The sequence below is a fragment of the Stenotrophomonas sp. NY11291 genome (assembly GCF_023277365.1).
GTDB lineage: Bacteria > Pseudomonadota > Gammaproteobacteria > Xanthomonadales > Xanthomonadaceae > Stenotrophomonas > Stenotrophomonas geniculata.
Genome location: NZ_CP096975.1, coordinates 2,358,301 through 2,370,879 on the forward strand (window position 1 = coordinate 2,358,301; position 12,579 = coordinate 2,370,879).

The window sequence follows — 12,579 nt, forward strand, 5'->3', positions numbered from 1 at the left end:
TGTCTGGCGCCACAAACGATAAAGGATCTGTTGCATGACCCATCTAAAAATCACCGGCATGACTTGCGACTCGTGCGCGGCGCACGTCAAGGAAGCGCTGGAAAAAGTGCCAGGCGTGCAGTCGGCGCTGGTGTCCTATCCGAAGGGCACAGCGCAACTCGCCATCGTGCCGGGCACATCGCCGGACGCGCTGACTGCCGCCGTGGCCGGACTGGGCTACAAGGCAACGCTAGCCGATGCGCCACTGGCGGACAACCGCGTCGGACTGCTCGACAAGGTGCGGGGATGGATGGCCGCCGCCGAAAAGCACAGTGGCAACGAGCCCCCGGTGCAGGTAGCGGTCATTGGCAGCGGTGGAGCCGCGATGGCGGCGGCGCTGAAGGCCGTCGAGCAAGGCGCGCAGGTCACGCTGATCGAGCGCGGCACCATCGGCGGCACCTGCGTCAATGTCGGCTGTGTGCCGTCCAAGATCATGATCCGCGCCGCCCACATCGCCCATCTGCGCCGGGAAAGCCCGTTCGATGGCGGTATTGCGGCAACTGTGCCTACGATTGACCGCAGTAAGCTGCTGGCCCAGCAGCAGGCCCGCGTCGACGAACTGCGGCACGCCAAGTACGAAGGCATCCTGGGCGGTAATCCGGCCATCACCGTTGTGCACGGTGAGGCGCGCTTCAAGGACGACCAGAGCCTTACCGTCCGTTTGAACGAGGGTGGCGAGCGCGTCGTGATGTTCGACCGCTGCCTGGTCGCCACGGGTGCCAGCCCGGCGGTCCCGCCGATTCCGGGCTTGAAAGAGTCACCCTACTGGACTTCCACCGAGGCCCTGGCGAGCGACACCATTCCCGAACGCCTTGCCGTAATCGGCTCGTCGGTGGTGGCGCTGGAGCTGGCGCAAGCCTTTGCCCGGCTGGGCAGCAAGGTCACGGTCCTGGCGCGCAATACCTTGTTCTTCCGTGAAGACCCGGCCATCGGCGAGGCGGTGACAGCCGCTTTCCGTGCCGAGGGCATCGAGGTGCTGGAGCACACGCAAGCCAGCCAGGTCGCCCATATGGACGGTGAATTCGTGCTGACCACCACGCACGGTGAATTGCGCGCCGACAAACTGCTGGTTGCCACCGGTCGGACACCGAACACGCGCAGCCTCGCGCTGGACGCAGCGGGGGTCACTGTCAATGCGCAAGGTGCCATCGTCATCGACCAAGGCATGCGCACGAGCAACCCGAACATCTACGCGGCCGGCGACTGCACCGACCAGCCGCAGTTCGTCTATGTGGCGGCAGCGGCCGGCACCCGTGCCGCGATCAACATGACCGGCGGCGATGCGGCGCTCGACCTGACCGCAATGCCGGCCGTGGTGTTCACCGATCCGCAAGTGGCGACCGTGGGCTACAGCGAGGCGGAAGCCCACCACGACGGGATCGAGACCGACAGCCGCACCTTGACCTTGGACAACGTGCCGCGTGCGCTCGCCAACTTCGACACACGCGGCTTCATCAAGTTGGTTATCGAGGAAGGCAGCCATCGGCTGATCGGCGTACAGGCGGTCGCGCCGGAAGCGGGTGAACTGATCCAGACGGCGGCTCTGGCCATTCGCAACCGCATGACGGTGCAGGAACTGGCCGACCAGTTGTTCCCCTACCTGACGATGGTCGAGGGGTTGAAGCTCGCGGCGCAGACCTTCAACAAGGATGTGAAGCAGCTTTCCTGCTGCGCCGGGTGAGAAAAAGGAGGTGTTCAATGAACGCCTACACGGTGTCCCGGCTGGCTCTTGATGCCGGGGTGAGCGTGCATATCGTGCGCGACTACCTGCTGCGCGGATTGCTGCGCCCGGTGGCGTGCACACCAGGCGGCTACGGCTTGTTCGATGACGCCGCCTTGCAACGGCTGTGCTTCGTGCGGGCGGCCTTCGAGGCGGGCATCGGCCTCGACGCGCTGGCGCGGCTGTGCCGGGCGCTGGATGCGGCGGACGGCGACGAAGCGGCCGCGCAGCTTGCCCTGCTGCGTCAGTTCGTCGAGCGTCGGCGCGAAGCGTTGGCCGATCTGGAAGTGCAGTTGGCCACCCTGCCGACCGAGCCGGCACAGCACGCGGAGAGTCTGCCATGAACAACCCCGAGCGCTTGCCGTCCGAGACGCACAAACCGATCACCGGCTACCTGTGGGGCGGACTGGCTGTGCTGACTTGCCCCTGCCACCTGCCCATCCTCGCTGTCGTGCTGGCCGGCACAACCGCCGGTGCTTTCCTCGGCGAGCATTGGGTCATCGCGGCGCTCGGTTTGACCGGCCTGTTCCTTCTGTCCCTGTCGCGGGCGTTGCGGGCATTCAGGGAAAGAGAATGAGCGCTTTCCAGCCGGATGGATGGACGACGCCGGAACTGGCCCAAGCGGTCGAGCGCGGGCAGCTTGAACTGCACTACCAGCCCGTCGTCGATCTGCGCAGTGGTGGGATTGTCGGCGCGGAAGCCCTGTTGCGCTGGCGTCATCCGACGCTTGGACTATTGCCACCGGGCCAGTTCCTGCCCGTGGTCGAATCGTCCGGCCTGATGCCTGAAATCGGCGCTTGGGTGCTGGGCGAAGCCTGCCGCCAGATGCGTGACTGGCGAATGCTGGCATGGCGACCGTTCCGGCTGGCCGTCAATGTTTCGGCGAGCCAAGTGGGACCGGACTTCGACGGGTGGGTAAAGGGCGTGCTGGCTGATGCCGAGTTGCCCGCCGAGTATCTCGAAATCGAGCTGACCGAATCGGTCGCGTTTGGTGATCCGGCGATCTTCCCCGCCCTGGACGCCTTGCGGCAGATCGGTGTGCGCTTCGCCGCCGATGACTTCGGGACGGGGTATTCCTGTCTGCAACATCTGAAGTGCTGCCCAATCAGCACGCTCAAGATCGACCAATCGTTTGTCGCCGGGCTCGCCAACGACCGCCGCGACCAAACCATCGTGCACACCGTGATTCAGCTTGCGCACGGGCTGGGCATGGATGTGGTGGCTGAAGGCGTGGAAACATCGGCGAGTCTTGATCTATTGCGACAAGCGGACTGCGACACAGGACAAGGCTTCCTGTTCGCGAAGCCAATGCCGGCGGCGGCATTCGCCGTCTTCGTCAGTCAATGGAGGGGTGCCACCATGAATGCAAGTGACTCGACCACCACCAGTTGCTGCGTGTGCTGCAAGGAAATCCCGCTCGATGCCGCCTTCACCCCGGAAGGCGCGGAATACGTCGAGCACTTCTGCGGGTTGGAGTGTTATCAACGCTTCGAAGCGCGTGCCAAGACAGGGAACGAAACCGATGCCGATCCGAACGCCTGCGACTCGCTACCGTCAGATTGAGGCATACCCTAACTGGATGTCAGGCAGGGTGTCATTTTCAGAAGACGACTGCACCAATTGACGGGGCGTAACGCCAGATGTGCAGGCGACTCCTGACAACGCAATATCAGAAGTCATCTGCACCAATCTCGACTATGCTCAATACTCGTGTGCACCAAAGCGAGGTGTGAGCATGGCGTCAGACACATCATTGATTGCCGAGCAAGGCGTGGCCACCCTGCCCGATGCGGCTTGGGCGCAGGCCCGGCAACGGGCGGAAATCATCGGGCCGCTGGCAGCGCTTGATGTGGTCGGGCATGAAGCCGCCGATGCCGCTGCTCACGCGCTTGGCCTGTCCAGGCGGCAGGTGTATGTCCTAATCCGCCGTGCCCGGCAAGGTGCTGGGCTTGTGACGGACCTGGCTCGCAGCCGATCCGGCGGCGGAAAAGGCAAGGGACGCTTGCCGGAATCAGTTGAGCGCATCATCCGCGAGTTGCTGCAAAAGCGCTTCCTGACCAAGCAGAAGCGTAGCCTGGCAGCGTTCCACCGCGAGGTCGCGCAGGCTTGCAAAGCGCAAAAGCTGCGGGCGCCGGCGCGCAACACCGTGGCTCTGCGGATCGCCGGCCTCGATCCGCTCAAGGCCACTCGCCGCCGGGAAGGTCAGGATGCGTCCCGCAGCCTGCAAGGTGTCGGTGGTGAGCCTCCCGCCGTGACCGCGCCACTGGAACAAGTGCAGATTGATCACACGGTCATCGACCTGATCGTGGTGGACGAGCGCGACCGGCAACCGATTGGCCGTCCGTATCTGACCATCGCCATCGACGTGTTTACCCGCTGCGTGCTCGGCATGGTCGTCACGCTGGAAGCGCCGTCATCTGTTTCGGTCGGCCTGTGCCTTGTGCATGTCGCCTGCGACAAGCGTCCCTGGCTGGAGGGTCTGAACATAGAAATGGAGTGGCCGATGAGCGGCAAGCCCAGGCTGCTCTACCTGGACAACGCGGCCGAGTTCAAGAGCGAAGCGCTACGCCGAGGCTGCGAGCAGCATGGCATCCGGCTTGACTATCGCCCGCTCGGGCAGCCGCACTACGGCGGCATCGTGGAACGGATCATCGGCACGGCGATGCAGATGATCCACGACGAATTGCCAGGGACGACCTTCTCCAACCCTGACCAGCGCGGCGACTACGATTCCGAAAACAAGGCCGCCCTGACGCTGCGTGAGCTGGAGCGCTGGCTCACATTGGCGGTCGGCACCTACCACGGCTCCGTGCACAACGGCCTGCTCCAGCCGCCGGCAGCGCGCTGGGCCGAAGCTATCGCGCGGACCGGCGTGCCAACCGTCATCACTCGCACCACGGCTTTTCTGGTCGATTTTCTGCCCATCATCCGCCGCACGCTGACCCGCACCGGCTTCGTCATCGACCACATCCATTACTACGCCGATGCGCTCAAGCCGTGGATAGCTCGGCGCGACCGCTTGCCTGCGTTCCTGATCCGGCGCGACCCGCGCGACATCAGCCGCATTTGGGTGCTGGAGCCGGAGGGGCAGCACTATCTGGAAATTCCATACCGCACCTTGTCGCACCCGGCTGTCACCCTCTGGGAACAACGACAGGCGCTGGCGAAATTGCGGCAGCAAGGGCGCGAACAGGTGGATGAGTCGGCGCTGTTTCGCATGATCGGCCAGATGCGCGAAATCGTGTCCACCGCGCAGAAAGCTACGCGCAAGGCGCGGCGCGACGCGGATCGACGCCAGCATCTCAAGGCAACGGCAGTTCTTTTCAAAACCACGCCACCACCGGACGCGGACATGGCTGACCCGCAGGCAGACAACCAGCCACCTGCCAAACCGTTCGACCAGATTGAGGAGTGGTAGCCGTGGAAGAATATCCCATCATCGACTTGTCCCACCTGATGCCGGTGGCCCAGGGCTTGGCCCGTCTTCCGGCGGACGAACGCATCCATCGCCTTCGCGCTGACCGCTGGATCGGCTATCCGCGAGCAGTCGAGGCGCTGAATCGGCTGGAAGCCCTGTATGCGTGGCCGAACAAACAACGCATGCCCAACCTGCTGTTGGTCGGTCCAACCAACAACGGCAAGTCGATGATCGTCGAGAAATTCCGCCGCACCCACCCGGCCAGCTCCGACGCCGACCAGGAGCACATTCCGGTACTGGTCGTGCAGATGCCATCCGAACCGTCGGTAATCCGCTTCTACGTCGCGCTACTTGCCGCGATGGGCGCGCCATTGCGCCCGCGCCCACGGCTGCCGGAAATGGAGCAATTGGCGCTGGCACTGCTACGCAAGGTCGGCGTGCGCATGCTGGTGATCGACGAATTGCACAACGTCCTGGCCGGCAACAGCGTCAACCGCCGGGAATTCCTCAACCTGCTGCGTTTCCTCGGCAACGAGCTGCGCATCCCGCTGGTCGGGGTCGGCACACGCGATGCCTACTTGGCGATCCGCTCGGACGACCAGTTGGAAAACCGCTTCGAGCCGATGATGCTGCCGGTGTGGGAGGCCAACGACGATTGCTGCTCACTGCTGGCCAGCTTCGCGGCTTCGCTCCCGCTGCGGCGACCCTCGTCGATTGCCACGCTGGATATGGCCCGCTACCTGCTCACGCGCAGCGAGGGCACCATCGGCGAGCTGGCGCACCTGTTGATGGCGGCGGCCGTCGCTGCCGTGGAGAGCGGTGAGGAAGCGATCAACCATCGCACGCTCAGCATGGCCGATTACACCGGTCCCAGCGAGCGGCGGCGGCAATTCGAGCGGGAACTGATGTGAAGCCAGCGCCACACTGGCCACTGCATCCGGCTCCCAGGGAAGGCGAAGCCTTGTCTTCGTGGCTCAACCGCGTGGCCCTTTGCTATCACATGGAGGTGTCCGAGCTGCTGGAGCACGATCTTGGTCACGGCCAGGTTGATGACCTGGACACCGCGCCACCACTGGCGCTGCTGGCGATGCTCTCCCAGCGGAGCGGCATCGAGCCGGACCGGCTGCGTTGCATGAGTTTCGCCGGCTGGGTGCCTTGGCTACTGGACAGCCTTGATGATCAGATTCCAGATGCATTGGAAACCTATGCGTTCCAGCTCTCGGTGCTGCTGCCGAAACTCCGCCGTAGGACGCGATCCATCACGAGCTGGCGTGCCTGGCTGCCCAGCCAGCCGATACATCGCGCCTGCCCGCTCTGTCTGAACGATCCGGAGAACCAAGCCGTACTGCTCGCGTGGAAGCTGCCCCTGATGCTGAGCTGCCCACTGCATGGCTGCTGGCTGGAATCCTATTGGGGCGTGCCAGGGCGGTTTCTCGGCTGGGAGAACGCCGACGCCGAACCGCGCACTGCCAGCGACGCGATTGCGGCGATGGACCAGCGTACCTGGCAGGCACTGACGACCGGCCACGTGGAGTTGCCGCGCCGACGCATCCACGCCGGATTGTGGTTTAGGCTGCTACGCACGCTGCTCGATGAGCTGAACACCCCGCTTTCGACGTGCGGCACCTACGCGGGGTATCTCCGCCAAATCTGGGAATGCTGCGGGCATCCGCTGCGTGCTGGGCAAAGTCTGTGGCGACCGTATGAAACCCTGAACCCGGCAGTACGGTTGCAGATGCTGGAGGCGGCGGCAACGGCAATCAGCTTGATTGAGGTGAGGGATATAAGCCCGCCAGGCGAGCACGCAAAGCTATTCTGGTCCGAGCCCCAAACCGGGTTCACCAGTGGCCTGCCGGCGAAAGCGCCGAAGCCCGAACCCGTCGATCACTGGCAGCGTGCAATCCAGGCCATTGATGAGGCCATCATTGAAGCACGACACAACCCCGAGACGGCACGCTCGCTGTTCGCGTTGGCTTCCTATGGTCGGCGCGACCCCGCTTCCTTGGAACAGTTGCGCGCCACCTTCGCGAAGGAAGGCATCCCCCCGGAATTTCTGTCACATTATGAGCCTAGCCTACCCTTTGCATGCCTTAGACAGAATGACGGGTTAAGTGACAAATTTTGACGTGCAGAGCTTCCCGATGCAAACTGTCACATAATCGAACGTATATGTGACAGGTACAAGATGCTGATTGGCTACATGCGAGTATCGAAGGCGGATGGCTCCCAGGCGACGGACTTGCAGCGCGATGCGCTGGTCGCGGCCGGTGTTGATCCGGCGCATCTCTATGAAGACCAAGCGTCCGGAAAACGCGAGGATCGTCCCGGTCTGGCGAGCTGTCTGAAGGCACTACGGCCAGGCGACACGTTGGTCGTTTGGAAACTGGATCGGCTCGGGCGCGACCTGCGCCATCTGATCAATACCGTCCATGACCTGACCGGACGCGGCATCGGCCTCAAGGTGCTGACCGGGCACGGCGCGGCCATTGACACCACGACCGCCGCCGGCAAGCTGGTCTTCGGTATCTTCGCCGCGCTGGCCGAGTTCGAGCGCGAGTTGATCGCCGAGCGCACCGTGGCGGGCCTGGCCTCAGCACGGGCACGCGGCCGGAAAGGCGGCCGGCCGTTCAAGATGACCGCCGCCAAGCTGCGGCTGGCGATGGCGGCAATGGGGCAGTCAGAGACCAAGGTCGGCGACCTGTGCCAGGAACTTGGCATCACGCGGCAGACCCTGTATCGGCATATTTCACCCAAGGGCGAGCTACGTCCAGATGGCGAGAAGCTACTCAGCCGAATTTGATGCCGACATGAGGCGACGTAGCGAAAGCGTGGTTTGTCTCAATTTGACGGCGGCGAACCGCAAGCGTTCGGTTCGCCGCTCGTTTCGGTCGCAGTGCTGGCCCGCGCCTGGAAACGTTGATAACACTCCAGCCCGCAGAAGTGCTCGACGTACTCCGCGCCTTCCGGTGTGAAGGCGGCATCGAGCGGAATTTCCTTGCAGCACACGCAGCAACTGGTGGCGGTCGGATCATTTGCATTCATGGTGGCACCCCTCCATTGACTGACGAAGACGGCGAATGCCGCCGCCGGCATCGGCTTTGCGAACAGAAAGCCTTGCCCGCGCTCGAACGCTTGGGCCCTCCGCCGTAGTCCATCCATCCGGCCGGGAAGCGCTCATGATCTTTCCCTGAATGCCCGCAACGCCCGCGCCAGTGACAGAAGAAACAGGCCGGTCAAACCGAGCGCCGTGATGACCCAATACTCGACAAGGAATGCACCGGCGGTTGTGCCGGCCAGCACGGCAGCGAGGATGGACAGGTGGCAGGGGCAAGTCAGCACGGCCAGCGTGCCCCACAGGTAGCCGGTGAACGGTTTGTGCGTCTCGGCCGGCATGCGCTCGGGGCTGTTCATGGCAAACTCTCCGCATGCTGTGCCGGCGCGGTCGGCATGGCGGCCAACTGCACTTCCAGATTGGCCAACGCTTCGCGCCGGCGTTCGACGAACTGACGCAGCACAGCAAGCTGCGCGGCAGTTTCATCGCAGTTCGCCGCATCCAGCGCCCGGCACAGCCGCGCCAATGCGCCGAGGCCGATGCCCGCCTCGAAGGCGGCCCGCACGAAGCACAGTCGCTGCAAGGCGGCGTCATCGAACAGGCCGTAGCCACCCGTGGTGCAGGCGACTGGCCGCAGCAATCCGCGCAGCAGGTAGTCGCGCACGATATGCACGCTCACCCCGGCATCAAGGGCCAGCCGGGACACCGTGTAGGCGTTCATCGAACACCTCCTTTTGGTCGGTTCACGGCAATGCATATACCGTTTCGCCGAGTTCAATCCGCGCGCTGCGAATCCGATGCCGGTGCCGTAGAACATTGGGTCGATATCCGATCACGGTGTCCTAGATGACATGGTCTGCAACAGATGTCGATTAAACTCCTGGCCCAAGCCGAAAGCCTCGTGGACACTGACGATCGCCAATCCTTCCAATCCTTGATGCTTGGAGGCCCAGTCTTCCGCCGTCGGGACAGATGCAAAGAAATGTACATGGCAACAGAAGGACTGACGAACGTCGGCTGCTTCCTGCGGCAATACCAAGGACACCGCCATGCCGGCAGGTTCGACAGCCTGTATCTCGCTGGGTGAAACCGTAAGCGAAACGGGTGCTCCAGTTGCAGCGCAATGCGACGAGACGCGAGCTGTACGGCCGATTAACGCCGGGAGCATCAGGGTGTCCAGCGCGCACCAGGCATACAGCCGGCGGTTGTCAATTTCCAAGACATGCGACGTCTCGCGCAAGGTGAGGACATAGCCGATGATGTTCCCATCGTTGTCGTATTCGGTACTGGTGGCTTGTTCGAGCACAGCCGCCACTTGCTCAGCGGGCCAGCCAAGAGTCCTGGCAAGCGTAGTTCGCGAAATCGGGCGTCCCTTGGCAAGTTCACCCAGTAGCGCGACCAAGAACTCCGCAAAACCTTTGGGCCGGTTGGTCGGGGTGAGACGTTCTAAAATATATGGGGCGAGCTTCATGGTTCCATCTCCTATTTGAATTGGATAGCGTAACCTTACTTCCGTACTCATGTACGGAGTCAAGCGGTATGGAAAATAATTTGGAGAACCTGACCATTGGCGTTTTTGCCAAGGCAGCCGGCGTCAACGTGGAGACCATCCGGTTCTATCAGCGCAAGGGCTTGTTGCCCGAGCCGGACAAGCCCTATGGCAGCATTCGCCGCTATGGCGCGGCGGACGTGACACGGGTGCGATTCGTGAAATCGGCCCAGCGGTTGGGCTTCAGCCTGGATGAAATCGCCGAGTTGCTGCGGCTCGACGATGGCACCCACTGCGAGGAGGCCAGCAGCCTGGCCGAGCACAAGCTCCAAGACGTGCGCGAGAAGATGGCCGATTTGGCGCGCATGGAGGCTGTGCTGTCTGACCTGGTGTGCGCCTGCCATTCGCGGCAGGGGAATGTTTCGTGTCCGCTGATTGCGTCGTTGCAAGGTGGAACGAGCTTGGCAGGGGCTTCCACAGCTTAGCGTGCTTTATTTTCCGTTTTCTGAGGTGCCCCCTACCAGCAACGCACCGCCGAAGACCGGCAGCAGGAGCGCGAGCAATTCCAGATGGTTAACCGGGGCCTGAAAGACCAGATTCAAGACCTGCAAAACCGGCTCATCCAAGCCGAGTCAAGAGCGTCCGAGCTGATAGACACTAATGCGCAATTACAACGACAAACGCATGAGCTCGAACAGGCCAATGCGATGCACAAAAGCACCTTGGATAGGCAAGTGGCCGATATCCAGAACTTGGAGCATCAACTTAACGACGCCTCGGCAAAAAACCGGGAGCGGAAGCATGAAAGCAAACAATTGGCGGATAATATTGCCGCACTCGCAAGCCAGAAAGCAGATGCCGATAAGCAGGTGGCCGTACTATCCCAAGCATTAGAGGTCACCAAAACGGATCTGAAAGCCTCTCAGAATAGAGCGGAAGTTCTGTCCGATGAGAACAAGTTGATTCTTCAGGAAAAAGCGGTGATTCAGGGGCAGTTTAAGCAGCTTCAGGAGTCACTGTCGCGATAAAGGCTTTAGTCAAACATTCATCGAAAAAGCTATATTAATCAATATATTATATACGAAGTGGCTAATTCCAACGCTTTTACCGGCCGGACCTCAAGTAGCTGCACCGGCCGCCATTTCATTCAAAGAGGCCTCGACGACAGTCAAAACTGTTCGACGCACGTCGATCTTCCATCGCACGCGCTCGACGCATCGGTCCAGGCTTTCGCTATCGTCTGCGTCCAATGCTTTGCAAAGTCGCGCCAGTTCGTCGAGCCCAATTCCGGACTCGAAGGCTGCGCGGAGAAACCGCAGCCTTCCGAGTGTTTTGTCATCGAAAATGTTCTAGCCACTTTCGGTTCGCCGAGCAGGGTGCAACAAGCCGCGTATCATGTAGTCGCGCACGACATGCACGCTGACGCAAGCATCATCAGCCAGCTTCGATATCGAGTACGCATTCATACTGGGCTTTCCTCGCAGTCCTCTAGCAGCTTAAGCGCGACATCATGACCAAGGTCGAACGCACTCTCGACAGGCACGACCTCAATCCCTTGGTGGGTCGAAGCCCACGAATTTGCAATAGACGGAGACGCAAAGAAATGCACATGACAGCAAAACGAACAACGAATGTCGGGCGAAGTATCCGGAGTTCGCAGTGAAACCATTGCTTCTGCCGGTTCGACATGAAGCACTGCTTCTGGTGCAACGGTGAGAGTGATCGGCCTACCGGTGGCGGCGCAGCGGGAAGTGACACGGGCAATCTTGCCGGTCAAGGCGGGAAACATCAAGGTGTCCAGCGCACACCATGTGTACAAATGACGGCCATCCACCTCAAAAACGTGAGAGGTTTCACGTAGTGTCAGCCCCAGTCCAATGATATTGGCCTCGTCGTCATATTCCGTACCAGGTGCCTGCTCAAGTACCGTTGCAACTCTCGCTCCAGACCATCCGAGTGCGCCGGCGAGCTTTTCGCGTGATACAGGTCCCCCCATCGCTAGCTGTCGGAGCAGCGCGACAAAGAGCGTTGCGAACTCTTTAGGATGATTGCCAGATGAAAGGCTTTCGGCAATCTTTTTGGAATAAATAGTCTTGTCCATTTTCCACCTGTTATATCGGGCAGCGATCAACCGGGATAAACCTTACTCGGCGGTTACGTCCTGCGCTTAACAAAGACGAATTACTTTGTGCCTTGCCGGCGTTGCCATTCCTCGGCCAGCAGCTGGGCTTGCTGTAACTGTTCGGGCTTCATTTGAGCTGCATAGTCTGCAACGACTTTTGCTGCTGTCGGTTCTCCCGACGCTGCGGCCAGACTCATCCACTGGTATGCCTGCACCTGGTCGGGCGCGATGTCGGTAAGACCCTTTGCAAACAGCTGGGCCAGCCTGACTTGAGCCTGCGTGTGTCCCTGCTCGGCAGCGAGGCGGTACCACTTGAAAGCCTCTGCATCGTTGGCAGGAGCCGCACGCCCATTCTTATACATACCGTCGACTTCACTTCCGTAGAGGCGCCCGAGGTTGAACTGTGCATCGGCTTCACCCTGCTCGGCCGCCCTGCGGAACCACTGGATCGATGCCGCGTGGTTTTGCTTTACGCCCATACCGCATTTGTACGCAAGACCCATGATGTTCTGAGCCATGGCATCGCCAGCCCTGGCCTTCTTTTCCCAATCACTGACGGTCTCTGGCGACAATGTTTCAATCGCGGCGCCGAGCTTAGAAAAATCATAAGCCGCCAACGCTTGGTTTGGCATGCCTAACGTTGCGGTACTTGCCAGTACGATCGTCAAGCACGCGCGTACACGGCGTAATTTAAGTCTGATGTCACAAAACATAAAAACTCCTCTGTCCCTGTTTTGGT

At 61.4% G+C, this 12,579-nt stretch carries 15 protein-coding genes and 2 pseudogenes; 10 read left to right on the forward strand and 7 right to left on the reverse strand.

The features are described from left to right. The first annotated feature begins 34 nt into the window (after nt 1-34). The 8 genes from merA (at nt 35) to M1L61_RS11090 (ending at nt 7,977) form a co-directional block, all read left to right on the forward strand. Nucleotides 35-1,720: a mercury(II) reductase gene (gene merA, locus M1L61_RS11050; protein ID WP_003156770.1), complete on the forward strand. Its 1,686-nt coding sequence runs from the start codon at nt 35-37 to the stop codon at nt 1,718-1,720. Nucleotides 1,721-1,737: 17 nt separating this feature from the next. Beyond that, nucleotides 1,738-2,103 (forward strand): mercury resistance co-regulator MerD, encoded by a 366-nt coding sequence (gene merD, locus M1L61_RS11055; protein WP_000995360.1) that lies wholly within the window; start codon nt 1,738-1,740, stop codon nt 2,101-2,103. After that, nucleotides 2,100-2,336, forward strand: a complete 237-nt coding sequence (gene merE / locus M1L61_RS11060; protein WP_003132004.1) for a broad-spectrum mercury transporter MerE — start codon at nt 2,100-2,102, stop codon at nt 2,334-2,336. Before merD (M1L61_RS11055) ends, merE (M1L61_RS11060) begins: the two co-directional genes overlap by 4 nt. Next, nucleotides 2,333-3,322, forward strand: a complete 990-nt coding sequence (locus M1L61_RS11065) for a DUF3330 domain-containing protein (protein WP_345779132.1) — start codon at nt 2,333-2,335, stop codon at nt 3,320-3,322. The genes merE (M1L61_RS11060) and M1L61_RS11065 overlap by 4 nt, the downstream gene beginning before the upstream one ends. A gap of 172 nt (nt 3,323-3,494) precedes the next feature. Next, a complete protein-coding gene (locus M1L61_RS11075) occupies nt 3,495-5,177 on the forward strand; it encodes a DDE-type integrase/transposase/recombinase (protein WP_010791757.1) in 1,683 nt (560 codons plus the stop codon). A 2-nt stretch (nt 5,178-5,179) separates the two neighbouring features. Beyond that, on the forward strand, nt 5,180-6,088 hold the full coding sequence (locus M1L61_RS11080) for a TniB family NTP-binding protein (protein ID WP_000393453.1): 909 nt from the start codon (nt 5,180-5,182) through the stop codon (nt 6,086-6,088). Further along, nucleotides 6,085-7,302, forward strand: a complete 1,218-nt coding sequence (locus M1L61_RS11085) for a TniQ family protein (RefSeq protein WP_011405615.1) — start codon at nt 6,085-6,087, stop codon at nt 7,300-7,302. The genes M1L61_RS11080 and M1L61_RS11085 overlap by 4 nt, the downstream gene beginning before the upstream one ends. 60 nt (nt 7,303-7,362) lie before the next feature. Then, on the forward strand, nt 7,363-7,977 hold the full coding sequence (locus M1L61_RS11090) for a recombinase family protein (protein WP_010981357.1): 615 nt from the start codon (nt 7,363-7,365) through the stop codon (nt 7,975-7,977). Between the two features lie 38 nt (nt 7,978-8,015). On the opposite strand, the pseudogene M1L61_RS11095 reads toward M1L61_RS11090, so the two are convergent. The 4 genes and pseudogenes from M1L61_RS11095 to merB (M1L61_RS11110) form a co-directional block, all read right to left on the reverse strand. Further along, nucleotides 8,016-8,297: pseudogene (locus M1L61_RS11095) on the reverse strand (DUF3330 domain-containing protein); the annotation flags it as partial. Nucleotides 8,298-8,351: 54 nt separating this feature from the next. After that, nucleotides 8,352-8,588, reverse strand: coding sequence for a broad-spectrum mercury transporter MerE (gene merE, locus M1L61_RS11100; RefSeq protein ID WP_005413392.1), 237 nt, complete (start codon nt 8,586-8,588; stop codon nt 8,352-8,354). Continuing rightward, on the reverse strand, nt 8,585-8,950 hold the full coding sequence (gene merD / locus M1L61_RS11105; RefSeq protein ID WP_000995361.1) for a mercury resistance co-regulator MerD: 366 nt from the start codon (nt 8,948-8,950) through the stop codon (nt 8,585-8,587). Before merD (M1L61_RS11105) ends, merE (M1L61_RS11100) begins: the two co-directional genes overlap by 4 nt. Before the next feature lie 111 nt (nt 8,951-9,061). Continuing rightward, nucleotides 9,062-9,700 (reverse strand): organomercurial lyase MerB, encoded by a 639-nt coding sequence (merB, locus tag M1L61_RS11110; RefSeq protein ID WP_011405612.1) that lies wholly within the window; start codon nt 9,698-9,700, stop codon nt 9,062-9,064. Between the two features lie 68 nt (nt 9,701-9,768). Between merB (M1L61_RS11110) and M1L61_RS11115 the strand changes: the two genes are divergently transcribed. After that, a complete protein-coding gene (locus M1L61_RS11115; protein ID WP_010981353.1) occupies nt 9,769-10,203 on the forward strand; it encodes a mercury resistance transcriptional regulator MerR in 435 nt (144 codons plus the stop codon). An 84-nt stretch (nt 10,204-10,287) separates the two neighbouring features. Further along, nucleotides 10,288-10,746, forward strand: a complete 459-nt coding sequence (locus M1L61_RS11120; RefSeq protein WP_011405611.1) for a hypothetical protein — start codon at nt 10,288-10,290, stop codon at nt 10,744-10,746. Nucleotides 10,747-10,836: 90 nt separating this feature from the next. On the opposite strand, the pseudogene merD (M1L61_RS11125) reads toward M1L61_RS11120, so the two are convergent. The 3 genes and pseudogenes from merD (M1L61_RS11125) to merG form a co-directional block, all read right to left on the reverse strand. Beyond that, a pseudogene (merD, locus tag M1L61_RS11125) lies at nt 10,837-11,184 on the reverse strand (mercuric resistance transcriptional repressor MerD). Then, nucleotides 11,181-11,819 carry an organomercurial lyase MerB gene (merB, locus tag M1L61_RS11130; protein WP_011405610.1) on the reverse strand — a complete coding sequence of 213 codons (639 nt, stop codon included), beginning with the start codon at nt 11,817-11,819 and terminating at the stop codon, nt 11,181-11,183. Before merB (M1L61_RS11130) ends, merD (M1L61_RS11125) begins: the two are co-directional and overlap by 4 nt. Nucleotides 11,820-11,899: 80 nt before the next feature. Beyond that, nucleotides 11,900-12,553: a phenylmercury resistance protein MerG gene (gene merG / locus M1L61_RS11135; protein WP_011405609.1), complete on the reverse strand. Its 654-nt coding sequence runs from the start codon at nt 12,551-12,553 to the stop codon at nt 11,900-11,902. Between the last annotated feature and the right edge of the window lie 26 nt (nt 12,554-12,579).

Coding starts and splice junctions, on each gene's coding strand:
- merB (WP_011405610.1), bottom strand. CDS start 11,819: ATGGACAAGACTATTTATTCCAAAAAGATTGCCGAAAGCCTTTCATCT.
- merD (WP_000995360.1), top strand. CDS start 1,738: ATGAACGCCTACACGGTGTCCCGGCTGGCTCTTGATGCCGGGGTGAGC.
- M1L61_RS11115 (WP_010981353.1), top strand. CDS start 9,769: ATGGAAAATAATTTGGAGAACCTGACCATTGGCGTTTTTGCCAAGGCA.
- M1L61_RS11120 (WP_011405611.1), top strand. CDS start 10,288: ATGGTTAACCGGGGCCTGAAAGACCAGATTCAAGACCTGCAAAACCGG.
- M1L61_RS11090 (WP_010981357.1), top strand. CDS start 7,363: ATGCTGATTGGCTACATGCGAGTATCGAAGGCGGATGGCTCCCAGGCG.
- merD (WP_000995361.1), bottom strand. CDS start 8,950: ATGAACGCCTACACGGTGTCCCGGCTGGCCCTTGATGCCGGGGTGAGC.
- merB (WP_011405612.1), bottom strand. CDS start 9,700: ATGAAGCTCGCCCCATATATTTTAGAACGTCTCACCCCGACCAACCGG.
- merA (WP_003156770.1), top strand. CDS start 35: ATGACCCATCTAAAAATCACCGGCATGACTTGCGACTCGTGCGCGGCG.
- merG (WP_011405609.1), bottom strand. CDS start 12,553: ATGTTTTGTGACATCAGACTTAAATTACGCCGTGTACGCGCGTGCTTG.
- merE (WP_003132004.1), top strand. CDS start 2,100: ATGAACAACCCCGAGCGCTTGCCGTCCGAGACGCACAAACCGATCACC.
- M1L61_RS11065 (WP_345779132.1), top strand. CDS start 2,333: ATGAGCGCTTTCCAGCCGGATGGATGGACGACGCCGGAACTGGCCCAA.
- M1L61_RS11075 (WP_010791757.1), top strand. CDS start 3,495: ATGGCGTCAGACACATCATTGATTGCCGAGCAAGGCGTGGCCACCCTG.
- merE (WP_005413392.1), bottom strand. CDS start 8,588: ATGAACAGCCCCGAGCGCATGCCGGCCGAGACGCACAAACCGTTCACC.